Source organism: Enterobacter sp. WPR_3_1 (assembly GCF_003635055.1).
Lineage (GTDB): Bacteria > Pseudomonadota > Gammaproteobacteria > Enterobacterales > Enterobacteriaceae > Enterobacter > Enterobacter ludwigii.
In genome coordinates, this window is the sequence record NZ_RBXU01000009.1 from 397,278 (window position 1) to 422,094 (window position 24,817).

General features: G+C 57.1%; 20 protein-coding genes. 7 read left to right on the plus strand and 13 right to left on the minus strand.

Features of this window, described 5'->3' with window-relative positions:
- Positions 1–8: 8 nt before the first annotated feature.
- The gene (locus tag BJ887_RS10245; RefSeq protein ID WP_014171618.1) at positions 9–2,180 is read right to left on the minus strand and encodes a YgiQ family radical SAM protein; all 2,172 of its coding nucleotides are present in this window, start codon (positions 2,178–2,180) and stop codon (positions 9–11) included.
- A gap of 200 nt (positions 2,181–2,380) precedes the next feature.
- Here BJ887_RS10245 and BJ887_RS10250 point away from each other — a divergent pair, with 200 nt between their 5' ends.
- Positions 2,381–3,856, plus strand: a complete 1,476-nt coding sequence (locus BJ887_RS10250) for a TrkH family potassium uptake protein (protein ID WP_014171619.1) — start codon at positions 2,381–2,383, stop codon at positions 3,854–3,856.
- Positions 3,857–3,889: 33 nt separating this feature from the next.
- On the opposite strand, the gene ftsP is transcribed toward BJ887_RS10250, so the two are convergent.
- From ftsP to BJ887_RS10270, 4 genes are all read right to left on the minus strand, one after another.
- Entirely contained in the window at positions 3,890–5,302 is a 1,413-nt protein-coding gene (gene ftsP, locus BJ887_RS10255) for a cell division protein FtsP (RefSeq protein WP_020883655.1), read from the minus strand.
- 59 nt (positions 5,303–5,361) lie between these two features.
- Positions 5,362–6,099, minus strand: coding sequence for a 1-acylglycerol-3-phosphate O-acyltransferase (gene plsC / locus BJ887_RS10260; RefSeq protein ID WP_020883654.1), 738 nt, complete (start codon positions 6,097–6,099; stop codon positions 5,362–5,364).
- Between the two features lie 164 nt (positions 6,100–6,263).
- On the minus strand, positions 6,264–8,522 hold the full coding sequence (gene parC / locus BJ887_RS10265) for a DNA topoisomerase IV subunit A (protein ID WP_014171622.1): 2,259 nt from the start codon (positions 8,520–8,522) through the stop codon (positions 6,264–6,266).
- Between the two features lie 118 nt (positions 8,523–8,640).
- Positions 8,641–9,042: a YgiW/YdeI family stress tolerance OB fold protein gene (locus BJ887_RS10270; protein ID WP_121339831.1), complete on the minus strand. Its 402-nt coding sequence runs from the start codon at positions 9,040–9,042 to the stop codon at positions 8,641–8,643.
- Between the two features lie 138 nt (positions 9,043–9,180).
- On the opposite strand from BJ887_RS10270, the gene qseB reads away from it, so the two are divergent.
- The 4 genes from qseB (at position 9,181) to BJ887_RS10290 (ending at position 12,218) form a co-directional block, all read left to right on the plus strand.
- Positions 9,181–9,840 (plus strand): quorum sensing response regulator transcription factor QseB, encoded by a 660-nt coding sequence (qseB, locus tag BJ887_RS10275; protein WP_121339832.1) that lies wholly within the window; start codon positions 9,181–9,183, stop codon positions 9,838–9,840.
- Positions 9,837–11,186 carry a quorum sensing histidine kinase QseC gene (gene qseC, locus BJ887_RS10280; RefSeq protein WP_121339833.1) on the plus strand — a complete coding sequence of 450 codons (1,350 nt, stop codon included), beginning with the start codon at positions 9,837–9,839 and terminating at the stop codon, positions 11,184–11,186. Before qseB ends, qseC begins: the two co-directional genes overlap by 4 nt.
- A gap of 105 nt (positions 11,187–11,291) precedes the next feature.
- Positions 11,292–11,873 carry an NAD(P)H-dependent oxidoreductase gene (locus BJ887_RS10285; protein ID WP_014171626.1) on the plus strand — a complete coding sequence of 194 codons (582 nt, stop codon included), beginning with the start codon at positions 11,292–11,294 and terminating at the stop codon, positions 11,871–11,873.
- Positions 11,874–11,903: 30 nt separating this feature from the next.
- Entirely contained in the window at positions 11,904–12,218 is a 315-nt protein-coding gene (locus tag BJ887_RS10290; protein ID WP_014171627.1) for a putative quinol monooxygenase, read from the plus strand.
- A 58-nt stretch (positions 12,219–12,276) separates the two neighbouring features.
- Here the strand turns inward: BJ887_RS10290 and BJ887_RS10295 are convergent, their stop codons facing one another.
- From BJ887_RS10295 to BJ887_RS10305, 3 genes are read right to left on the minus strand one after another with little or no spacing between them, the layout of a single operon-like run.
- A complete protein-coding gene (locus BJ887_RS10295; RefSeq protein ID WP_121339834.1) occupies positions 12,277–13,464 on the minus strand; it encodes a glycoside hydrolase family 88 protein in 1,188 nt (395 codons plus the stop codon).
- Positions 13,465–13,491: 27 nt separating this feature from the next.
- Complete coding sequence (locus tag BJ887_RS10300) at positions 13,492–14,757, minus strand: oligosaccharide MFS transporter (RefSeq protein WP_121339835.1); 1,266 nt, start codon at positions 14,755–14,757, stop codon at positions 13,492–13,494.
- 32 nt (positions 14,758–14,789) lie between these two features.
- Positions 14,790–16,604 (minus strand): DUF2264 domain-containing protein, encoded by a 1,815-nt coding sequence (locus tag BJ887_RS10305; protein WP_121339836.1) that lies wholly within the window; start codon positions 16,602–16,604, stop codon positions 14,790–14,792.
- Between the two features lie 166 nt (positions 16,605–16,770).
- Between BJ887_RS10305 and BJ887_RS10310 the strand changes: the two genes are divergently transcribed.
- A complete protein-coding gene (locus BJ887_RS10310) occupies positions 16,771–17,610 on the plus strand; it encodes an AraC family transcriptional regulator (protein ID WP_020883647.1) in 840 nt (279 codons plus the stop codon).
- A 5-nt stretch (positions 17,611–17,615) separates the two neighbouring features.
- On the opposite strand, the gene BJ887_RS10315 is transcribed toward BJ887_RS10310, so the two are convergent.
- From BJ887_RS10315 to BJ887_RS10335, 5 genes are read right to left on the minus strand one after another with little or no spacing between them, the layout of a single operon-like run.
- A complete protein-coding gene (locus BJ887_RS10315; protein ID WP_049023318.1) occupies positions 17,616–18,503 on the minus strand; it encodes a MurR/RpiR family transcriptional regulator in 888 nt (295 codons plus the stop codon).
- Positions 18,500–19,450 carry an iron-siderophore ABC transporter substrate-binding protein gene (locus BJ887_RS10320; protein ID WP_025203153.1) on the minus strand — a complete coding sequence of 317 codons (951 nt, stop codon included), beginning with the start codon at positions 19,448–19,450 and terminating at the stop codon, positions 18,500–18,502. Before BJ887_RS10320 ends, BJ887_RS10315 begins: the two co-directional genes overlap by 4 nt.
- Positions 19,451–19,459: 9 nt before the next feature.
- Positions 19,460–20,500 (minus strand): iron ABC transporter permease, encoded by a 1,041-nt coding sequence (locus tag BJ887_RS10325; protein ID WP_121339837.1) that lies wholly within the window; start codon positions 20,498–20,500, stop codon positions 19,460–19,462.
- On the minus strand, positions 20,497–21,480 hold the full coding sequence (locus BJ887_RS10330; RefSeq protein ID WP_121339838.1) for an iron ABC transporter permease: 984 nt from the start codon (positions 21,478–21,480) through the stop codon (positions 20,497–20,499). Before BJ887_RS10330 ends, BJ887_RS10325 begins: the two co-directional genes overlap by 4 nt.
- Entirely contained in the window at positions 21,477–22,289 is an 813-nt protein-coding gene (locus BJ887_RS10335) for an ABC transporter ATP-binding protein (protein ID WP_014171637.1), read from the minus strand. The genes BJ887_RS10330 and BJ887_RS10335 overlap by 4 nt, the downstream gene beginning before the upstream one ends.
- 384 nt (positions 22,290–22,673) lie before the next feature.
- Here BJ887_RS10335 and BJ887_RS10340 point away from each other — a divergent pair, with 384 nt between their 5' ends.
- Complete coding sequence (locus BJ887_RS10340) at positions 22,674–24,815, plus strand: TonB-dependent siderophore receptor (protein ID WP_047355865.1); 2,142 nt, start codon at positions 22,674–22,676, stop codon at positions 24,813–24,815.
- Positions 24,816–24,817: the final 2 nt, after the last annotated feature.

Here is a 24,817-nt window from a genome sequence, read left to right on the forward strand (position 1 = left end):
TTTATTTTTTACGCTTTACGTTTCACGGGTTTCTTCGCAGTGGCGTTACCGTTTGAACGCTGATGCACAATCGGCGTGTGCTTGGTCAATGCCGGGCGCGTATGGCGGTTCTGGCGGCGCGCTTCACGCATCTCGTCAAGCGTAGGCGCAGGCACCAGGCAGTCGCGGCGCGAGCCGATCAGGTGCTTTTTACCCATATCTTCCAGCGCCTGACGGATCAGCGGCCAGTTAGCCGGATCGTGGTAGCGCAGCAGTGCTTTATGCAGACGGCGCTGTTTATCCCCTTTCGGTACCACCACATCTTCACTCTTATAGCCAATTTTACCCAGCGGGTTCTTGCCGGTGTAATACATGGTCGTTGAGTTTGCGAGCGGTGATGGATAGAAGTTCTGCACCTGATCCAGACGGAAGCGACGCTGTTTCAGCCACAGCGCCAGGTTCACCATGTCCTCATCGCGCGTGCCGGGGTGCGCGGAGATGAAGTATGGGATCAGATACTGCTCTTTACCCGCCTGCTTCGAGTAGGTGTCAAACAGCTCTTTAAAGCGATCGTAGCTGCCCATACCCGGCTTCATCATCTTGGACAGCGGGCCTTCTTCGGTATGCTCAGGGGCAATCTTCAGGTAGCCACCCACGTGATGCGTCGCCAGCTCTTTGATGTAGCGCGGATCTTCCACGGCGATATCGTAACGTACCCCGGAGGCGATCAGGATCTTCTTGATCCCTTTCAGGTCACGCGCACGACGATAAAGGTTGATCGTCGGTTCATGGTTGGTATCCATGTGCTGACAGATATCCGGATACACGCACGACAGACGACGGCAGGTCTGTTCCGCGCGCGGTGACTTACAGCGCAGCATGTACATGTTGGCAGTCGGACCGCCCAGATCGGAGATCACCCCGGTGAAGCCAGGCACGGTATCGCGAATGGCTTCGATCTCATTGATGATCGAATCTTCGGAGCGACTCTGAATAATGCGCCCTTCGTGCTCAGTAATGGAGCAGAAGGAGCAGCCGCCGAAGCAGCCGCGCATGATGTTTATTGAGAAACGGATCATCTCATACGCCGGGATTCGGCTCTCGCCGTATGCCGGATGCGGCACGCGTTTGTACGGCAGCGCGAAGACGCTGTCCATCTCTTCGGTGGAAAGCGGGATTGCCGGCGGGTTGATCCAGATAAAGCGCTCGCCGTGCTTTTGCATCAGCGCACGCGCGCAGCCCGGGTTGGTTTCGTGGTGCAAAATACGGGACGCATGCGCGTAGAGGACTTTATCGGCTTTGACCTTCTCAAAGGAAGGCAGCAGCACGTAGGTTTTTTCCCACGGTTTTGGGCGCGGCGGCTGAACAACGATAGCTTTGGTTTCAGCTTTCTTTGGCTCTACCGGCTTGTTATCCGCACACGGCAGATCGTCGCCGTACGGGTGCGGGATCGGGTCGATTTTACCCGGCATATCAATGATACGGGAATCCACCCCGCTCCAGCCCGGCAGCGCCTCTTTCACCATGATAGCGGTGTTGCGCACGTCGCGGATGCTGCTCACCGGCTCACCCTGTGAGAGACGGTGCGCCACTTCCACCAGCGGACGTTCACCGTTACCGTAAATCAGCATATCGGCTTTGGAATCCACCAGCACCGAACGGCGCACGGTGTCTGACCAGTAGTCGTAGTGCGCGGTACGGCGCAGACTCGCCTCGATGCCGCCCAGGATAACCGGCACGTCTTTCCAGGCTTCTTTGCAGCGTTGGGTGTAGACCAGCGTCGCGCGGTCAGGACGTTTACCCGCGACGTTATCCGGCGTGTAGGCATCGTCATGACGCAGCTTACGGTCGGCGGTATAGCGGTTGATCATCGAGTCCATGTTGCCTGCGGTCACGCCGAAGAACAGGTTGGGTTTCCCCAGACGCATAAAGTCGTCTTTGCTGTTCCAGTCAGGCTGGGCGATGATCCCCACCCGGAAGCCCTGCGCTTCAAGCATACGGCCACAGATAGCCATGCCAAAGCTCGGGTGGTCGACATAGGCATCGCCCGTCACCAGAATGATATCGCAGCTGTCCCAGCCCAGTTGGTCCATCTCTTCCCGGGACATCGGCAGGAACGGCGCCGGTCCAAAGCAGGCCGCCCAGTACTGGGGCCAGGAGAAGAGGTCACGATCCGGCTGGATCAGGGAAATTGCGCTCATAGTGCTTCCGAAGAAAAAATAGACAAAAGGAGCGGGATTATACGCTGTTAGTCCGCCGGATTTGAAGAAAAGGATGCAAGAAGTAAACAGAAAATCCTGGAAGCCGTTAAAATACAGCGCACTGTTAATTTTGGATCATAATATCCACTATATCTTGCGGTAATCAGTTACCGGGATGCATTCTGGCACGGAGTTTCTTTGTGAAGTTCAACGATTCGTTACATGTGTCCCAGCTGCGGGTTGTGCTTCACCTCTGCGGTTTTCTGGTTCTTCTGTACAGCCTGTCCATGCTGCCGCCGATGGTTATCGCCCTGCTGAATAAAGAGCGAACCTACTTTGCTTTTTTAACCACCTTTTTGACCTTTTTTACCCTTGGCGGACTCACCTGGCGGGCAACACGTCATTCCGGTATACAGCTGCGCACCCGTGACGGTTTCGTGATTATCGTTCTGTTCTGGCTGCTGTTTTCATTGATTAGCGCCATGCCGTTATGGATGGATGACGGTCTGCAACTCTCCTTTTCCGATGCGCTCTTTGAAGGGGTCTCAGGGATCACCACCACCGGGGCGACGGTGATTGGAGACGTCAGTGCCCTGCCGAAGTCGTACCTTTATTACCGCGCTCAGCTCAATTTCATTGGCGGATTAGGGGTCATCGTACTGGCCGTCGCGGTCCTGCCGCTGCTCGGTATCGGTGGCATGAAGCTGTATCAGTCGGAAATGCCTGGGCCGTTTAAGGAGGAGCGCCTGACGCCCCGACTCGCCGATACCGCGCGTACGCTGTGGGTAACCTATCTGGCGCTGGGACTGGTCTGCACGCTGGCGTACTGGCTGGCGGGCATGCCCTTTTTTGACGCCGTCTGTCACGGGCTTTCCACCGTCTCATTGGGTGGGTTTTCAACCCGAAGTGAGAGCATCGGGTTTTACGACAGCCACGCGATTGAGCTTGTCGCCGGGGCTTTTTCACTGCTTTCCGCGTTTAACTTTACCCTCTGGTATGTCGTCATCGCGCGCCGCACGCTGAAACCGATTCGGCGCAGCCCGGAGGTGAAATTCTTTCTCGGTGCCGCCACCGTCATTATCGCCATCACCGCCTGGCAGGTGTGGCACGCGGGGATGTACAACGGCACCGACAGCCTGGTACATGCCTTCTTTCTGGCCAGCTCCATGATGACCGACAACGGTCTTTCGACGGCCGATTACGCTCACTGGCCTCCCCACACCATTTTCCTGCTGCTGAGCGCCAGCTTTTTTGGCGGCTGCGTCGGCTCTACCTGCGGCGGGATCAAAGCGCTGCGTTTTCTCATCATGTTTAAGCAGTGTATTCAGGAGATGAATCAACTCGCGCATCCGCGCGCGCTGCTGAGCATTAAGGTCGGCAAAAGCGTCGTGAATGAACGCGTTCTGCGCTCGGTGTGGAGCTTCTTTTTTCTCTACGTGATGATAACGGGCTTTTTCGTCTGGGCGCTGAACCTGCTGGGATACGATCTGTTCACGTCATTTGCCACCGTTGCGGCCTGCATTAACAATATGGGGCTGGGGTTCGGCGAAACGGCATCAACCTTCGGGACGTTAAAAGACGAGGCCAAGCTGTTGATGTGTGCGGCGATGATTATGGGGCGTCTGGAAATTTATCCGGTGCTGATCCTGTGCTCACGCTTTTTCTGGCGGGCATAAACATTCCCGGCGAACCGGGAATCGTATCGTGGTTTAGGGTGCCGGGTTGACCAGCATCTGGCCGACGGATCCCCTGTCCATCATCTCCAGGGTCTGGCTGTGGAACAGGAACGGGAAGTGCGGCCACGAAGGCTGTCCGTAGTAGACCAGCAGTTCGACCTGCCCATCCACCCAGACGGTATCCTTCCAGCCCCTGTCTTCAGGGAACGGCATCGCGCCATTGACGTTGCGGATCAGGAAACTCACCCCTTCGATATGGAACGACTGCGGCATGTCCGAGCGAACCGTCCAGCGCTCCCAAGTACCCTGCTGCGCGGTAATATCGATACGGTTAACGTCCCACAGCGTGCCGTTGATCCCCGGATCGTCGCCCAGGCTGATATCGCGGCTGCGCACCGGCGAACCGCTCATGATCTCCTGCGGTAGCAGGCGCATCGGCAGGCTGTCGGTCACCAGCGGCAGCAGGCCGGTAGGACGCAGGGTCAGCACCAGGGTGGAGACCAGAATACTCGACGGCTCAAAGAAACCGCGAATGCGGTCCACAATGCTGGCCGCTTCGCCACAGGTGATCGACACCTCATCACCATTGGTCATATCAATAAGGATTTCGCGGCGTTCACCTGGCGATAGCGCCAGCTGCTTCACGGAAACCGGGGCCGGTAAAAAGCCCTGGTCGCCGGAGATGACGTGTAGCGCACGGCCATCGCTCATTTGCAGCTGGTAGCGGCGCGAGTTAGAGGCATTCAGCAGACGCAGACGTACCCATCCGCGCGACACTTCGACATACGGACTTTGCGCGCCGTTAACCAGCAGCGTATCGCCAACGAAGCCACCGCTGCCCGGCTCGCTGTATTCCGGCGTGCCGAAATTATCCAGCCGTTTGTCCTGAATAATGACCGGAAAATCATCCACGCCATAGTGGTTCGGGATTGGCAGGGATTTACTGATTTCATCTTCCACCAGCCACATACCGGCCAGGCCGTTATACACCTGCTGGGCCGTGCGGTTAGGGGTATTGGCATGATACCAGAGCGTCGCCGCGCTCTGACGAATCGGCAGAACGGGCGCCCAGTCAGCGTTAGGCGACATCATGCGTGCCGCGCCGCCAAGCAGCGGGCCAGGCACCTGTAAGCCACTGATGGTCATGGCGACATTTTCTGTCGTACGGTTACTGTAGATCAGCTTAACGTCATCGCCATTCCACACGCGTATGGTCGGCCCAAGGTAACGCCCGTTAATGCCCCACACCGGCGCACGCGTGCCCTGGGTAAAGGACCAGTGGCTGCGCTGTAGCGTCAGGAAAAGCGGCTGCCCGCGACGGGATTCTATTAACGGCGGAATGGGCAGCGGCTGTTGCTGCCCGGCGGCGTTGGCTGTCAGCGGCAGCGCACCCGCACAAAGGGCGATCCCGGAAGCCTGAATAAACTGACGCCGACTGAATGACATATAAGCTCCATCTGAAACGACTAACAACGCGGGAATTCGTTTTCCCTTTTAACGCCGGCTTACTTCTTACCGGCGGCTTCTCTCTCTGCGACTTCTTTGTCGAGCAGCGCAATATGCTGAGCCATCAGTTCACGGCAGTGTGCTGCCAGCTCGCGAACCTGATCTTTACCGTATTTGCTGGTATCCACCGGCGGCAGCATTTCGACAATCACCAGCCCGTTATTCAGGCGGTTAAGATTAATCTTATTAGAAGTATTGGAAACACACACAGGAATAATTGGAACACCTGCCGCAATTGCAGCATGAAACGCACCGGTTTTGAACGGCAGCAGGCCACGGCCACGGCTGCGCGTCCCTTCCGGGAACATCCATATTGAGATCCTGCGCTTTTTGAAGTGATTAACCACTTCAGCAATAGTGCTGTGCGCTTTCGCGCGGTTGTTACGGTCAATCAGCAGGTTACCGGTCAGCCAGTACAGCTGGCCGAAAAAAGGGATCCACAGCAGGCTCTTTTTGCCCACGGTCACGGTCGGTGGCAGAACAATGTTGGAGGCCGTCACCATATCGTAGTTGTTCTGATGGTTAGCGATAAAGATGGCGTTACCGAAGTTCTCAGCCCCTTCCGGCAGGCGTTTTTCAACCTTCAGGCCAAACAGCGGCGCAAGGCGGCCGAACATATGGCCGAAGGTGGCGACATGTTTCGGATTGCGCGGACTGAACAGGCAATAAATAGAGCCGAAAATACAGACCAGAATGCAGTAAATAATGGTAAGAATTAAACGAACAATGAATAGCATAGCGACCTCTGAAGCCCTGACAGCTGACAATTATACTTCACCTGTGGCCAGGTAAGGACTTTATTACGAGCGCGTATTGTTAATCGCAACGCACGAATTAACAACGATTTTACGGGAAATTTTATTGAAATTCCCCCTCCGGAACAGAGGGGGAGATAACGGCGTTACTCTTCGCTGTCGCCCGCGGTACTGCGCGCAGGAGAGTCAATCTCCACGCGGTCAATACGCTGCAGGCCGCGCATCAGCGAGCCGCGTCGACCGCGCTCGCCCACCACTTTCTGCAACTCTTCCGGACGAAGCTTGATTTTACGTTTGCCGACATGAATGGTCAGCGTGCTCTGCGGCGGCAGAATAAAGAGGTGCGCCAGACCATCTACCCCTTTCGCCGCTTCCGCTGACGGGATGCTGATGATCTTGTTGCCCTTGCCTTTTGACAATTCCGGCAGGTCGCTGACCGGGAACATCAGCATACGTCCGGCGGCAGTGATCGCCAGCAGCATATCGCTGTCGTTTTCCACCACCAGCGGCGGCATCACATGCGCGTTGTCAGGCAGGCTGATCAGCGCCTTACCGGCACGGTTGCGGGAAACAAGATCGTTAAAGGTACAGATAAAGCCGTACCCCGCGTCAGACGCCAGCAGCAATTTCTGGTCATCGGCTTCCATCAGCATATGGTCAACCGTCGCACCCGGCGGCAGCGTCAGCTTACCGGTAAGCGGTTCGCCCTGTCCGCGGGCAGAAGGCAGCGTGATCGGGTCGATGGCGTAGCTGCGCCCCGTCGAGTCGATAAAGGCGACCGGCTGGTTGCTCTTACCTTTCACGGCCGCTTTAAAGCTATCGCCCGCCTTGTAGCTCAACCCTGGCGCGTCGATATCGTGACCTTTAGCACTGCGCACCCAGCCGCTCTGAGACAGCACAATGGTGACTGGTTCTGATGGCTGCATGTCGTGCTCATTCATCGCCTTCGCTTCTTCGCGCTCATGCAGCGGAGAACGACGGTCGTCACCGAATGCATCGGCGTCAGCCTGCAGCTCTTTCTTGAGCAGGTTGTTCATCTTGCGTTCGGACGCGAGGATCGCCTGCAGCTGATCGCGCTCTTTTTCCAGTTCGTTCTGCTCACCGCGGATCTTCATCTCTTCGAGTTTGGCGAGATGACGCAGTTTCAGCTCAAGGATTGCTTCGGCCTGGGTTTCACTGATGCCAAAGCGCGACATCAGCGCCGGCTTCGGCTCGTCCTCGGAACGGATTATCTCAATAACTTCGTCGATATTGAGGAACGCCACCAGCAAACCTTCAAGGATGTGCAGGCGTTTAAGCACTTTTTCCAGTCGATAGTTCAGACGGCGGCGAACGGTATCGCGACGGAACGTCAGCCATTCGCTCAGGATCTCCAGCAGGTTTTTCACTGCCGGACGACCGTCGAGGCCGATCATGTTCAGGTTGATGCGGTAGCTTTTTTCCAGATCGGTGGTGGCAAACAGGTGGTTCATCACCTGCTCCATGTCCACGCGGTTGGAACGCGGCACGATCACCAGACGCGTCGGGTTTTCGTGGTCGGATTCGTCGCGCAGGTCATCCACCATCGGCAGCTTTTTATTGCGCATCTGGGAGGCAATCTGTTCCAGCACTTTCGCGCCGGAGACCTGGTGCGGCAGCGCGGTGATGACCACTGCGCCGTCCTCTTTGGTCCACACCGCACGCATGCGCACGGAGCCGCGGCCGTTCTGGTAGATTTTGCGGATTTCCGCGCGCGAGGTGATGATTTCGGCCTCGGTCGGGTAGTCCGGCCCCTGCACGATATCCAGCAGATCGTCCAGCGTGGTCTTCGGCTGTTCAATCAGGGTGATGGCGGCTTTCGCCACTTCACGCAGGTTGTGCGGCGGAATGTCCGTCGCCATACCCACCGCGATACCGGTAGTGCCGTTCAGCAGGATGTTCGGCAGACGCGCAGGCAGCATTTTCGGCTCCTGCATCGTACCGTCGAAGTTTGGCACCCAGTCCACGGTTCCCTGACCCAGCTCGCCCAGCAGCACTTCAGCGTAGCGGGAGAGACGGGATTCGGTATAACGCATCGCTGCGAAGGATTTCGGATCGTCCGGCGCCCCCCAGTTCCCCTGACCATCCACCAGCGGATAACGGTAAGAGAACGGCTGTGCCATCAGCACCATCGCTTCATAACAGGCGCTGTCGCCGTGCGGATGGTATTTACCCAGTACGTCACCGACGGTACGGGCGGATTTTTTGAACTTGGCGGTCGCATTCAGCCCCAGCTCGGACATCGCATAGACGATGCGGCGCTGAACGGGCTTCAGGCCATCCCCGATAAACGGCAACGCCCTGTCCATGATGACGTACATGGAGTAGTTCAGGTAGGCGTTTTCCGTGAATTCATGTAGCGCGAGGCGCTCTGCCATATCGCTCATTATGTGTGATTCCTCAACTCAGAAACCGAAAGGTTTCAGGCAATATTGCCGCAGATACTACCTTATCTGGCGTGTTGAGTCACAAAGAAAAAGGGCCGCATCCGCGGCCCTTTCGGGGTTATTTGTTCAGTTTGATAACCTGCTTCACGTCGATTTCAAAATCGTTCCACTCTTTATCGACTTTACCCTGGATTTCCACCTTATCCCGCGGGGTTACGGTCACGCCGTTCCAGCGCTTGTGGTCAATCTCCACGTTAACCGTACCGGTCTCATCGCGGAAGGTGTAGCGGTCATCAGACAGGCGCTGAGTGATGTTCCCGCGCAGCTTCACCCAGCTGTCGTCCTTCATGTCCTTCACTTTCACCGCGGTGGTGAGGTTCGCGTCATTATCGACAAAACCGCCCGCCTGCGTCTGGGCCTGGGTTTGTGCGGCAGAGGGGCCGTTAAATCCGCCCTGTGCAGCAAAAACAGGGGCAGTGGTCATCATCATGATGGCGGCAATCGCAGCGAATTTTTTCATATTAACTCTCCCTTTAATGTGGTTTCGCAGTCCATTTAACAGGGTAAACCTTAACAACTTCTTAAGGGAAAAATTTATTTATTATTACTGTACAGCAGGCTGATGCAGAGGGTTTACTGACGTTATCAAGGAGGGAACATGCGCATTTTACTGGTTGAAGACGACAAGTTGATCGGCGATGGCATCAAGGCGGGGTTAAGCAAAATGGGCTTTAGCGTGGACTGGTTCACCGACGGAAAAACCGGCCAGACCGCGCTTCATTCCGCTCCGTATGATGCCGTAGTGCTGGATCTGACGCTGCCGGAAATCGACGGACTGGAGATTCTGCGCGCCTGGCGCGAAAGCGGGCGCCGCGAGCCGGTATTGATTCTGACGGCGCGGGATGCGTTGAACCAGCGTGTCGAAGGGCTGCGTCTGGGGGCGGATGATTACCTGTGCAAGCCCTTTGCACTGCTCGAAGTGGCTGCCCGCCTTGAGGCGCTGGTGCGCCGAAGCCACGGTCAGACCCGCAGCGAGTTGCACCACGGAAAGGTCACGCTCGATCCCACCAGTCTCGTGGCCACGCTGGACGGCGAAACGCTGACGCTCAAGCCGAAAGAGTTCGCCCTGCTGGAGCTGCTGATGCGTAACGCGGGCCGCGTGTTGCCGCGCAAGCTGATCGAGGAAAAGCTCTACACCTGGGACGACGACGTCTCCAGCAACGCCGTTGAAGTCCACGTCCACCATCTTCGTCGTAAACTGGGCAGCGAATTTATCCGCACCGTGCACGGTATCGGCTATACCCTGGGTGACGCATGAAACTGACCCAACGCCTGAGCCTGAAGCTGCGCCTGACGCTCCTCTTTTTAGTGCTGTCGCTGACGGCGTGGTTTGCCGCAAGCCTGGTCGCCTGGCAGCAGACCACCCACACGCTGGATAAGCTGTTCGATACGCAGCAGATGCTGTTTGCCAAACGGCTGTTGACCATGGATCTGGATGAGATCCGGGCCCCCGAACGGATGCGTGAGATCCCCAAAAAAGCGAAGCATGGTCGTCTGGATGACGACGCGCTGGCCTTCGCCATCTACGCCACCGACGGCAAGATGATGTTAAATGACGGCGAAAACGGGCGGGACATTCCGTACCACTATCGCCGTGACGGGTTTGATAATGGACGGCTACAGGGCGACAACGACGAGTGGCGTTTTCTATGGCTCACCTCACCCGACGGGAAGTACCGCGTGGTGGTCGGCCAGGAGTGGGAGTATCGCCAGGAGATGGCGGTAGATGTGGTCAGCTCCCAGTTGACCCCGTGGCTGGTCGCGCTGCCCCTGATGCTGTTGTTGCTGATCGTTCTGCTGAGCCGGGAACTGAAACCGTTAAAAAAACTGGCGCAGACCCTGCGCTCCCGCTCACCGGATGCCACCGACGCGCTCCCGACTCAGGGGGTTCCCACTGAGGTGCGCCCGCTGCTCGACTCGCTGAACCATCTGTTCACGCGAACCCAGGAGATGATGACCCGCGAGCGTCGTTTTACCTCAGATGCCGCGCACGAGCTACGCAGCCCTCTCGCGGCCCTGAAGGTGCAAACCGACGTGGCGCAACTGTATCAGGACGATCCGCAGGCGCAGCAAAAAGCGCTGGCGCAGCTGCATGCGGGTATCGATCGCGCATCCCGGCTGGTGGATCAGCTCCTTACGCTGTCGCGTCTGGACTCGCTGGATAACCTCGACGATATCGAACCGATCGTGATGGCCGATCTCCTGCAATCGGCGGTGCTGGATATCTGGCATCCGGCACAGCAGGCCGGGATTGATATTCGCCTGAACATTCATGCCCCACAGGTCACACGTCAGGGCCAGCCGCTGCTGCTGAGCCTGCTGGTGCGTAACCTGCTGGACAACGCCGTGCGTTATAGTCCGCATGGCAGCGTGGTGGACGTCACGCTGGATAGCCGGCGTTTTACCGTGCGTGATACCGGCCCCGGCGTTTCCACCGATGCGCTGGCGCGTATTGGCGAGCGTTTTTATCGCCCACCGGGACAGGATGCAACGGGTAGCGGCCTGGGGTTATCTATCGTCAGGCGCATTGCCGCCCTGCATGGTATGCGCGTCGCGCTGGGCAATGCGGCAGAAGGTGGCTTCGAAGTGAAGGTCAGCTGGTAAGGGATTATTGCGTTTAATGCAAAAGACTTTGCACATTTTGCTCATTTAACCGCATCGCTCGCGCGCGTAAAATCCTCGCCATACTTTCATCTTCGAGGACACCTCATGAGCAACATTCTGATTATCAACGGTGCAAAAGAATTTGCGCACTCTAAAGGCCAGCTGAATGACACCCTGACCGAGGTCGCGGACGGTTTTCTGCGCGACGCCGGGCATGATGTTAAGGTCGTGCGCGCGGACAGCGATTACGATGTCAACGCGGAAGTGCAGAACTTCCTGTGGGCTGACGTGATTATCTGGCAGATGCCTGGCTGGTGGATGGGCGCCCCCTGGACCGTGAAAAAATACATGGATGATGTCTTCACCGAAGGCCATGGCGCACTGTACGCCAGCGACGGTCGCACCCGCTCCGACGCATCCAAAAAATACGGTTCTGGCGGCCTGATTCAGGGCAAAAAATATATGCTGTCCCTGACCTGGAACGCACCGCTGGAAGCGTTCACCGAGAAAGATCAGTTCTTCGAAGGGGTGGGCGTTGACGGCGCGTATTTGCCGTTCCACAAAGCTAACCAGTTCCTCGGAATGACGCCGCTGCCAACCTTTATCGTTAACGACGTCATCAAAATGCCTGACGTCCCGCGCTATATCGCAGAATATCGCAAGCATCTCGCGGAAATTTTTGCTTAACTGGTAACCTGGAATTAGAAGGAGTTAACCATGCTTACTGTTATTGCTGAAATCCGTACTCGTCCAGGCCAACATCACCGCCAGGCGGTGCTGGATGAGTTCGTGAAAATTATCCCCACCGTACTGAAGGAAGAAGGCTGCCACGGCTACGCGCCGATGGTCGACGCCACCACCACCGCCAGCTTCCAGGCTACTGCCCCAGACTCGATCATTATGATTGAGCAGTGGGAAACCGTGGCCCATCTTGAAGCCCACCTGCAGACCGCGCACATGAAAGCGTGGAGCGACGCGGTGAAGGGCGATGTGCTGGAAACGCATATCCGCATTCTGGAGCAAGGGGTGTAAGTTTACCCTGTTCCTGATTCCTGCCCTCCCCCTTTCGGGAGAGGGTCAGGGAGGCATATTACCAGTACAACTTCCAGCTTTGGGTAAACCTGACCAGCGCCTCCACGTAGAAGTAGTCTCCCCAGCTCGCGCACTCGTCCACGCCTTTATTGCTTGCCAGATGATAAACGGAGTGCTTCAGCAGCCCAGTTCCCTTCTCATCTTTGCCCATCAGGTAGTGTTTCGTCAGTGACGACATCATTCCTTTTGCCCATTCAGAATACCGCTCGCGATCCGGGTCGGTCACCGGCAGATGCTTCACCAGCTCCAGCAGGCCACATACCGCAATCGCCGCCGAGGACGCGTCGCGTAGCGCATCCGTGCCGACCAGCGCCAGGTCCCAGTGGCAGACGTAATCTTCCGGCAGACGGTTGAGGAAGTAGTTCGCCAGCCGTTTCGACAGGGCAATCATCGTCGCATCACCGGTATAGATGTAGCTCAACAGGAAGCCGTAAATTCCCCACGCCTGCCCGCGCGACCAGCAGGAGTCATCGGCATAGCCTTGCTGAGTATTGCCGTAGCGCGGCGCGCCGGTGTGCACATCCATATAGTAGGTGTGGAACGTTGAGGCATCTTCACGGATAAGGTACCTCGCTGCCTGCATCACGTGTGCTTTGGCGGCATCGGCAAAGCGCGGATCGCCCGTCTGTTCGCTCGCCCAGTAGAGCAGCGGCAGGTTCATATTGCAGTCGATAATCATCCGCCCGGCCTGTTCCGGGTCAGCCAGATCGCCCCACGCCTGAATAATTTTTGCCTTCTCGTGGAAGCGCTCCAGCAGCGCCTCTGCCGCCAGCAGCGAGAAGCCACGCGCCTCACGGTTACCGGTCAGTCGCCAGGCCGCCACGCAGGAGAGCGTATACAAAAAGCCCAGGTCGTGGGTGTTAGTGTCGTGGCGCCCGGCGATACGCAGGCCAAACGAGCGCACATGTTTTTCCGCCATCGCGCGGAATTTCGCTTCGCCGCTCATCTCCCATGCCAGCCACAGCTGCCCGGTCCAGAAGCTGGTGGTCCACTCCACGTTGTCGGTCAGCGGATAAAAACCCTGCAGGCAGGTTTCCGCCGGGAACTGCTCACCAAACGCCGTTAAATGGCGGCTAATCAGCGCAAGGACATGGTCGCGCGCTGAACTCAGTTCATCGCGGAATACGCGCGAATCAACGGGCACGGGGATAGCGGGCAGGCGTTCCTCTGCGATACGACTTAACATATTTCGGTTCCTTCTTTGACGGCTTAATTATCGTGATGAGGGTTCTGCTACGTTCAGCGCGCGGGGGCCGCGCCATTTACTCTGGCAGGCAGATAACGTAAAGGCAGAAATAAACGTGAAGATCAGCGCCGTGGCGCCCATGATGATATAGGTGTTCTCGAAACCGATGCGGTCATACATATAGCCGGCAGGCGACGAGACCACGACATTGCCGACGTACAGCATCGCCTGATATCCCAGCAAATACATGGTGGCGTTAACGCGCTTATCGAAATGTTCGGCAATATATTTAAAGACGGAGACCAGCAGCAGACAAATTTCCAGACCGTACAGCGGCTTAAGAATGGAAATTAACAGATGTGAATCACACAGACCGGAAATAATCAGACGCGCACCGACCACCAGCCCGACAATTAACAGCCCACGTTTGGCGCCAATAGCGTTCACCAGCAGCGGGATCACCATATACATGATAAACTCCATTCCCGACTGCACGGTCCCCAGATAACCAAACACCGCATTGCCCTGGTGAATATCATCAAAGAAGGTCACGAAATAGCGCGAAAACTGCTGCTCGGCGATAAACATCATCCACGCCACACCGGCCACGTACAGACAGAAGGCCCAGAATTTACGGTTACGCAGGAGCGCGTAAACGTCTGACGGGGCAATTCTCTCTTTCGTCAGTACTTCGCCGGCATGTGCGGAGTTAGTGTTCACTTTCAGGCTCAACAGGACAATCAGCATCACCACCGATGCCACGCTGCCCATAATAAAGTTATACGCTGGCGAGAGATTAAACAGCAGGCCGGAGAAGGAGGACGCCACTGCCCAGCCAAGGGAACCCCACATCCGGATCTGACCAAACTCCATGCCGTTTAAACGGCTAAACCGGTCAGAATAGGATTCGCACGCCGCCACGCCCGCATACCAGGCAAAGCTTAAATAGAGTGCGCCAATAATAATCCCCAGCAGCGTGTTGGACATTAACAGCGGCTGATAGACATAAATAAAGAACGGCGCCATCAGGGCAGACATTGCCACCACAAAATAGAGCAGGTATTTGCTCATGCCGATCTTATCGAGAATATAGCCATAGATGGGCTTCAGAATGACGGAGAAAATACCGTTCACCGCAAATACGGTACCAATCACCGAACCACTGAGGTTCGCTTTCTGGCCTAACCAGATAGCCAGCAGGCCAATACTGGCAGACCAGGTAAAGAAATAGAGAAATATAAAACTGCTGATTTTGTAATATTCAGTTCTGTTTGTTGTAGCGGTCTTTTTCATATCATCCTCGCCGACGTGTAGGGTCAGAGTTTTTATAATGAGAACGACAGCTGTCGCTCACCGCCGGGCTCGCGGATAACAACCCGGTTCTCGCTAATATTCAGTTGTGGGACTGCCATAACCGGCTGGCTTTCGCCGGCGACGGCGGCACAACAGAGCCAGCTCTCCCCCTGCGCAAGCGTGGTTTTCAACAGCGGAATGGCAGCGCATTCCGGGAACATGATGCTGCTGTTCGGCGGTGTGACAATGCTGTCCGGTTCACGGTTAATCACCGGAGAGAGATCGACCAGCACGCTGGTGCCGTTACCGGCGACAAGCCAGCATCCGTTCTCACGGATCTGCGGTTCAGTGTTCATCACCGCAAAACCGCCCTCCGCCGTATTCAGTCGACGGGCGCTGTTGATACGGTGCAGTCGCAGGTGCCACTCACCAAACGGCACTTGCCAGGTCTCGATATGGACGTCATGCCACGGAGACCAGCGTGAGTAGAGATAATCTTCAGTGACCCGCACCGCTTCACATTCGCGGCGACCGCGGAAATAGTTATCCCCGTCTGCCAGCAGCAGCATGGAGTCGCAGGCGGCATGTTTCAGGCCAAACCTTCCGCGCTCAATCGTGAAACCAAAGCGGCTGGAGTAGGCAAATTTGGTGTATTTGGCTTCCGTATTCACGTAGTTATTCAGCTCAAGCTGCCCGGCGGTAAGCAGGGTGACGTGCTGCGACTGACCGGCATGCATCAGGATCTGCTGCGCGTGCGGGATGACGCGTTTTTCCGCAAGCGCGGGCAGCGGCTGCTCTTCAGCCTGCCAGAACGGATGGTCCTCCGGCATCGCCAGAATCAGGTAGGTTTTCAGCGCCCAGTATGGCGAGCCGGGGGCGTTATAGTCCTCACACATCGCCAGGTTCGGATAAGCAAAACCGAGGGTCAGAATACCGTCCCGATTGGTGATGGGCTGTTGCTGCCACCAGCGCAGATGGCGCAGCACGATGCCCTTCACAATCCCCGGCGTGAACACCTCCAGACCGGAAAAGGCGACGGCACTCCAGAAGGCGACCATTGCAAAGCGATAGGTCAGGCTGCGACCAAACGGTACCGAGGCACCGTCGGCGGCTGACCAGTAGATAAAGTCTTCGGCGAACAGGCGCGAACGCGCTCGCAGCACCTGCGCCCTCTCCTCGTCACCGCTCAGGGTGGCGTAAATCAGGCCGTAGAAATGGAATGCCATCGAGATGTAATAATCTTTCGGCCGCCCCGGCCCGTCGGAATACCAGCCATCGCCCAGGTAATAGGCTTCCATCATCGCAAACCGTCGGTCAATCGCCGTCTGGTCATACGGCAGTCCGGCGCGCTTAAAACCGAGCTGCACCATAATGGCAAAGTAGTTCCAGTTGCTGTCCGGCATTTGCGCATGGGTGATCTGGTTGAGCCATGCGTGCAGGTTTATGACCTCGCGCCCGGTGAAGTGCGTGGTGAGTTTATCCCCCAGCAGGGCAAGCCCCAGACCGTAGGCCGCCATCTCGACCAGACGCTGATCGTAGGGGCCGGTTTCGCCCCAGTAACCGTCACTGTGCGGATCGGTGCCGAGTTTGATCGCGGTAAGATATTTTTCGCAAAAGGGGCTGGCATCGCCGGATGCCAGCAGCGGAAACAGCCCCCATAGCGCACGTGAGAGTCCCTCCATCTGCGCGATATCCGTGCTGTAATGCGCACAGGTTTCACCCAGCGAAAATCGTGAACTGCCCGGCGCAAACGCTTTATCCAGCGCACTCAACAGAGTATTCAGTGACGCCACGATATCCTGGCGTGAAGACAACGGATTTGATTTTTCTTTATTTGCCGCCCACATACGCTCACCCTCGTAATCAACTGCGGCAAAGCATAGTGAATCCACACGGGGCAGAAATGTTAGCCATGTCACAGCTAAGAGCGATGAATAAACCCACAGTTAAGAAAATTTAAAAAGGTGGTTTATAAAGAGATTCTGACGGGAAAAAGTTGAGTTTTATTGCACTATGCGCGACACGCCAACATCCGATCATCTGGAGCTGATTACCTTAAATGACACCGTGGTGTCGTTTAGCCGCCTGTTCGCCAATACGGTGCGCTATCACCACTGGCATCAGTGTCTGGAAATTCTCTATGTGGAAGAAGGCTTTGGCGTGGCGATTGTCGATAACCGTCACTACACCATGCGCCCCGGGCGGCTGTTTTTCTTCCCACCGTTTACCCTGCATAAGGTGATGGTGGACGAGAAGGCAGAGGCCCTTTACAGGCGCACCATTATTCATCTCGACCAGCATGCCGTACTGAAAACCCTGCGTGATTTTCCGCAGGCTCAGCAGCGTCTGCAGAAGCTGTCTCGTCGTGGCGGCGAGGCCTGGGTCGCTGACCTGGCGCATTGCCAGAAGCATATCGATTATCTTCTTGGCTGTTATCAGCCGCCGCTGAACAGCGAAAACATTGCCGGGCTGTTGATTAGCCTGTTTGCCATGCTGCCGGATGATAACGACGGTGCCCCGGGGAGCAGTCAGGGGGTGGCAAGCCAGGTGATGTTCTGGCTGGATGAGCACTATCGGGAGAAATTTCGCCTGGATGCGCTGGCGGCTGAGCTGGGAAAATCACGCAGCTATGTATCGCGAAAATTCCATGCGGAAACAGGCGAGAAGATCCACGACTATCTGAATACGCTACGGCTGCGAAAAGCCTGCGAGTACTTGCTTCACAGTGATGCCAGCGTGCGTGAGATTGCCGCGCGGGTGGGATTTTCCGACGTGACGTGGTTTATCAGCGCCTTTAAAAAAGGAATTGGTGAGACGCCGCTGCAGTACCGGAAAAATCATGGCGCGGCGTGATCCCCTCACCCGCTCTTCTTGCCCGGTTTTAACCCGCGATGAAATTCGTTAATGCGCTTCATCGACCTGATGGTGCGCTGGGGCTCCGTTGACGCTACAGATAAAATGATCATCTCCAGACACAGCAGCACCGTGCCGTGGAGCGGAATTTTGCCCTTTTCACCGCCGCGCGGAACGTGGATCACCACGCTGGCCTCTTTGCTGAAGCGCGAGTCCGTAGCATTGGTCAGCAATATCGTGGGAATACCCAGCCGTTTCGCTTCACGCAGCGTGGTTTGTCCTTCCCGGTGGGCCGATTTTTGCGCCATCATCACCAGCACGTCGCCGCGCTGTAAGGCTATCAGTTGCTCTGCCAGACCAATGCCGGTGCGGTTGAGCGCAATAGCGGGCAGGCCGATACGGCTGAACAGCCGGGAAGTGTACTCGGCCAGAATGCCGGAAGCCCCAATCCCAAAGATCGCGACCTGACGTGCCTGCGCCAGCAACGACACCGCCTGCGCCATTGCGTAGCGGTTGTGCGGCTCGGATAGCACGTTACAGGTATGCTGATGCCCTTCCAGCACAAAATCGATGCTCGCGTTCACGTCGCTGGTGAGCGTATTCACCGTGGTGGACATTTTTTCGCTGGAGGAGACCACCGGCCCAAACCACTGCTCCAGAGTCTGCTTCAGGTCACGCAGCCCGGCAAAGCCAAGAGCCTGAATGGCGCGAACCACCGTAGCGTCCGAGGTTTTCAGCAACGCGGCAATCTCCATCGCCGTCTGCTCCATCACCGCTTCGCGGTTTTCATTGATGTAACGCGCAACCTGCAGCAGGCGCGGCGTGAGCTGGTGCCCCCGCGAGCGAAAGCGGTCGCCATAGACATCAACCCGGGCTTTGTCTTTTCTGATCACTGTGACGCCTCCGGCAGCGGTCGACCGGCAATCTGCGACTGCACCTGGGCGGCCATCAGGCCTAAGGAGGCAAAGGAGTTCGAGATGGCCTCTTCACGGGAGATCAGTACGTAGTGGCCGGTGCGACAGGCATTGAGGAACTGACACCAGCCAGGCATCACAGCATCCATCGCTGCCAGCTCATCCTGCGGTTTGCCGCCGGTATCCCCGCGCCAGGTGGCAAAGACAAAATCTGCATCCAGCTCGGGCAGACGCTCGGCGCTGACGTCAATTCGACCGCCGTCAGGGATGGACTCAATCAGCGGCGGGAATGTGAATCCTGCGTCACGCAGCACGCGCCCCAGCGAGTGGTAGCTGTGCATGGCGTTGATTTTGCCCTGGTTGGCCTGTATCACCGACACGGTGATGTTGCGGGTGTCGATGGTCGCTTTCAGGGCGTTAATCTGCTCCTGATAGCGACGTTCAAGGATCTTCAACCGGGCTTCGGTGCCCGTGAGCTGTGCCAGCTTGCGGTAGATCTCCGGCGCGCCGCCATCGAGATGATCGATACTCACCGTCGGGGCAATTTTCTCCAGCTGTTCAACCGGCGTGTTACGGGTTGGTTCGGTGATGATCAGATCCGGCTTTGCAGCGGCGATGGCCTCGATGTCGATATCCGCGGAGCCGATAAATTTGATGTCGGCGTTATCAAAATCAACGCCCGTCAGCATGCCGCTGGCGCGCAGAAAATGGCTACCGTCCGGCCGCGTGCGCCCGTGGCTTGCCACTGGCGGCACGCCGAGCTCAATCAGCGGAATGGTGATATCCAGATCGTGCAGCGAGACAATCCGCTTCGGGTGAAGGGGCACAGTCACCTTGCGGTTCAGATCGTCGGTAAACGTCTGCGTCGGCTCCGACGCACTCACGGTAAACCCCACCAGCAACAACATCGAAAAAAGTATACGCATCACCATCTCCTAAAATCTGTCCCGTCGCTGCCAGAGCAGCAGCAGGAAAAACGGTCCGCCAATCAATGAAATGACTACGCCTGCCGGCAGCTGCAGCGGCAGGAAAGCCAGACGTCCGACGTTATCTGCCAGCAGAACCAGCAGCGCACCCAGCACGGCACTTCCCGCCAGCAGCGCGGTTTGTCCGCCGCGCAGCAGCAGGCGTGCCATATGTGGCGCAATCAGTCCCACAAAACCGATACTGCCCACGCAGGAGACGCAGGCCGCGGTCAGCACCACCGGGGCAAGCACGCGCAGCAGCGCCAGCCGTGAGGTGTGTACGCCAAGCCCCGTTGCGGTGGGGTTGCCCATCAGGGCCACGTCTGCGGCGCGCGCGGTCAACAGCAATAGCGCAAATGCCGGCAGCGTCCAGGCTGCCGCAATGCCCACCAGCGTCCAGTTTGCGGCATGCAGGCTTCCCGCCAGCCACAGCATCGCCGTTTGCACGTCACGCACGTCGGCGGTGGTCATAAAGACCCCCATTGCCGCGGCAAACGCCCAGGAAACACCGATCCCCGTCAGGATAAATCGCGGCCGCGAAATATCGCGCGCCAGCGCCACCACCAGCAGCGCGGTGAGTATGCCCCCCGCCATTCCCGCCAGCGGTCGCCAGGCCAGGCTGAGCGCCGGGAACTGAAAAATCAGCACCAGCACCGCCGCGCTACATCCCTCTTTCACGCCGATAAGCCCCGGGTCGGCAAGGCCATTACGGGTGACAGACTGCATCGCTGCCCCCGCCATGCCGAGCATGGCACCGCATAACACCGCCATCAGCAGACGCGGCAGACGGATATCCATCACGATGTAGCGCATATCCGCCTCCAGACTTTGCGGATACAGCAGCGCCCGTCCGATGGCCGACGTCGGGATCGGCAGCGAGCCGTGCGTCAGGCCAAACCCGAGCAGGATAAAGGCCGTGAGTGAAATCAGCGCAAGGCAGGCCAGCGCCCTCGGGCGTACCAGCGTTGAAAAGGTGCCAATACGCAACGCGCGCAGTCCGGCCCGGCTCATTTGAACGCCCTCGAGGCCATAAAGATAAAGACGGGAGCACCGACCAGCGCGGTCATAATGCCGGTCGCCAGTTCATTAGGGGTAAACAGCGTGCGGGCGGCGAGATCCGCCAGCAGCAAAACCAACCCTCCACACAGGGCTGAAAGCGGCACCATCACGCGCAGATCCACCGTCACCAGACGCCGTATCAGCTGCGGCACCACGAGGCCAATAAAACCAATCGGCCCGGCAACGGAGACTGCCGCGCCGCACAGCAGCGCGATTGCCAGCAGCGCGAACAGGCGCGTCCTGAGAAGCGATACGCCAAGCCCCTGGGCCATCCGGTCCCCCAGTGCCAGCATATTGAGTGACGGCGACAGCCAGAGCGCAAGAGCGAAACCCGCGCCAGCGGCCCACGAAGCGCTGCGAAGCGTTCCTTCTGTTATCCCGGCCAAATCCCCCGCCAGCCAGGTGCGTAAGGCGAGAAGCGTCTGCTCATCAAGGATCAGGACCGTGGCGGTAATCGAGGAGGCGAACGCCGACATCGCCACCCCGCACAAGGTGACTTTCATCGGCGTCAACCCGCCGCGTCCCGAAGAGGAGAGCATCAGTACCAGCAGAAACAGCGCGGCGGCGCCGGCGGCGGCAATCAGCGGGCGACCAAACGGCAGGGTGAACCCGAGTGCGCTTGTCAGCACGACGGCCAGCGCGGCACCGGCATTCAGCCCCAGAATATGCGGCTCGCCCAGCGGGTTACGAATAACGGACTGCAGCAAGACGCCTGCCACGCCAAGTGCAGCGCCGGTCAGCATGGCCGCAAGGAGGCGTAACAGGCGCAGCCTGATAATGATGTTATGGTCGAAATTGCGCGGGTCGAAATCGACAAAAGCCTGCACGACCGTCAGGGGAGAAATAACGCGCGCGCCCGTGCCCAGATGTGCAATTGCGCCCATCACCAGCAGCAGCGCAAAGAGCAGAAAAGCCAGTGACGTTCGCATCATGATTTTTCTGCGACCTGGCGAAACGGCATGAAGAACGGTTTGCCGGTGAGCGGATTAACTGACATATGTACGTCAACCTCAAACACCGCTTTGATCAGTTCCGGCGTACAGGTATCACCCTCGTGAAGCACGCCCTCTACTTTCCCCTGGCGTAAAAAGACCAGGGAATCACCGTAGTTCACCGCGAAGTTAAGATCGTGCAGCACCACCACGACGGTGCGCCCGTGCTGACGGGTCAGCGTATGCAGCAGTTCAAGGATTTCCACCTGATAGCGGAGGTCAAGAAACGTTGTCGGCTCGTCGAGCAGGATATAGGGCGTTTGCTGCGCCAGCGCCATCGCAATCCAGCAGCGCTGACGCTGGCCGCCGGAAAGGCTTTCCACCGGCAAATGGGCAAACTCCGCCGTACCGGTCAGGCGCAGTGCCTCTTCCACGGCCTGCTCGTCTTCGTCACTCCACTGGCGCATAAAATTTTGCCAGGGGAAACGCCCGCGCGAAACCAGTTCAAACACGGTTAACCCTTCCGGCAACAGCGGTGACTGCGGCAGAATGCCCAGCTGACGGGCGACCGCTTTGGTTGGCTGTTGATGAATGGCTTTGCCATCCAGCAGCGCAGCTCCCCCGAGCGGTTGCAGCAAACGTGCGATCGTGCTCAGTAGCGTGGATTTTCCACAGCCGTTCGCGCCCACCAGAACGGTTATTTTCTGTGGGGGGATCGCAAGCGAGATCTCATCGACGATGATTTTTTTCTGATAGCCAGCAGAGAGGTTCTCAAGAACCAGTCCTGACTTATTCGTGTTGTGAGCCACGTGAACGCCAACTTAATAAAAAACTAACAAATAAAAATAAAACTCATTCTCTTTTGAGAGTTTGCCGCTGCGCCATGTAGTAGTCAAGAGAAGAAACACCCTTAAAACCCCAGGGTTATCGTGCAGAAACGGGAAAACCGCTAAACGCATTAATTAATTTATTTTCAACAGGTTAATTACTTACCTCGCTAAGCATCAGAGGGGACGTACTGCTGTAGTCGATTTTTGCTTTTTTCCATTTACTACTACATCAGCGCATGATTGAATGATTCTCAATTACATGTTCGATGCCAGCGATGGCTAACGAGCAGACCGTAAAGGGCAATGACTCACACATTCTTCCGTGACGCTTCATTCGCGGGATATTTCGGGAAAACAGATGTAATGGCTACGTTCACTCCTTCGCTCTCTGGGGTAAAAGGGCGCGCGCTCTTTTCACTGCTGTTTATGGCGCCGCTGGTACAGGCAGCAGACAACACTGCGGCTCAGGACGGTGAAACACTTACCGTCACCGCCGATCCTAATGCCGTGGCCGATGCCACCAACGGCTATCAGCCGCTGAACACCTCCACCGCCACACTGACCAATATGCCGATGCTGGATATCCCGCAGGTGGTAAATACTGTCAGCGATAAAGTGCTGGAAGATCAGCACGCTACCACGCTGGATGAAGCCCTCTATAACGTCAGTAACGTGGTGCAGACCAACACGCTGGGCGGCACGCAGGATGCGTTTGTACGCCGTGGATTTGGCGCGAACCGCGACGGCTCAATCATGACCAACGGCCTGCGCACCGTGCTGCCGCGCAGCTTTAACGCGGCCACCGAGCGTGTGGAAGTCCTCAAGGGACCGGCCTCAACGCTGTACGGCATCCTCGATCCGGGAGGGCTTATCAATGTGGTCACCCGACGTCCGGAAAAACAGTTTGGCGGTTCGATCTCGGGCACCTCCTCAAGTTTTGGCGGCGGTACCGGCCAGCTCGATGTCACAGGTCCCATTGAAGGAACGCGCCTGGCTTACCGCCTGACGGGCGAGTACCAGGACGAAGATTACTGGCGAAGTTTCGGCAAGGCGCGCAGCACCTTTATCGCGCCCTCGCTGACCTGGTTTGGCGATGACGCCACCGTGACCGTGCTCTATTCACATCGTGATTATAAGACGCCGTTCGATCGCGGCACGATCTTCGATCTCACGACCAAACAGCCGGTGAATGTTGACCGTAAAACCCGCTTTGACGAGCCGTTCAACATTACCGATGGCCAGTCCGATCTGGCGCAACTCAACGCGGAATACCGCCTTAACAGCCAGTGGACGGCGAAGTTCGATTACAGCTACAGCCAGGATAAATACAGCGATAACCAGGCGCGGGTGATGGCCTATGACGCGAAAACCGGCAACCTGACCCGTCGTGTCGATGCGACGCAAGGCTCAACGCAGCGCATGCATTCCACCCGTGCAGACCTGCAGGGGAACGTGGATATCGCGGGATTTTACAATGAGATCCTGACCGGCGTGTCGTATGAGAATTACGACCTGCTGCGCACGGATATGATTCGCTGTAAGAATGTAAAAGATTTCAATATTTACCATCCGTCTTACGGCAATCTGAGCAAGTGTACGACCGTTTCCGCCGCGGACAGCGATCAGACGCTCAAACAGGAGAGTTACTCCGCTTATGCTCAGGACGCCCTGTACCTGACGGATAAATGGATTGCCGTCGCGGGGCTGCGTTATCAGTATTACACCCAGTACGCGGGCAAGGGCCGGCCGTTCAACGTCAATACCGACAGCCGCGACGAGCAGTGGACGCCAAAGCTGGGGCTGGTCTACAAGCTCACGCCATCCGTCTCGCTGTTTGCTAACTACGCCCAGACGTTTATGCCGCAATCGTCCATCGCGAGCTACATTGGCGACCTGCCGCCAGAAACGTCCAATGCCTACGAAGTCGGCGCTAAATTTGACCTGTTCAATGGTATTACCGCCAACATCGCGTTGTTTGATATCCACAAGCGCAACGTGCTGTACACCGAAAGCGTGGCGGGTGAAAACATTGCTAAAACCGCTGGCCGCGTGCGCTCGCAGGGCGTGGAAGTGGATCTGGCTGGCTCTCTGACCGAGAACACCAATATTATTGCCAGCTATGGCTACACCGATGCGAAAGTGCTTGAAGACCCGGATTATGCCGGCAAACCGCTGCCAAACGTGCCGCGCCATACCGGTTCGCTGTTCCTGACGTACGATATTCACAACGTCATCGGCGGGAATACCCTGACAATCGGCGGCGGTGGACACGGCGTGAGCCGTCGCTCCGCGACCAACGGTGCGGATTATTATTTGCCAGGGTACGTTGTTGCTGATGCCTTTGCGGCCTATAAAATGAAGCTACAGTATCCGGTGACGCTGCAGGTCAACGTGAAGAACCTGTTTGATAAGACCTACTACACCTCGTCGATTGCGACCAATAACCTCGGCAACCAGCCAGGCGATCCACGTGAAGTGCAGTTTACGGTGAAGATGGAATTTTGATG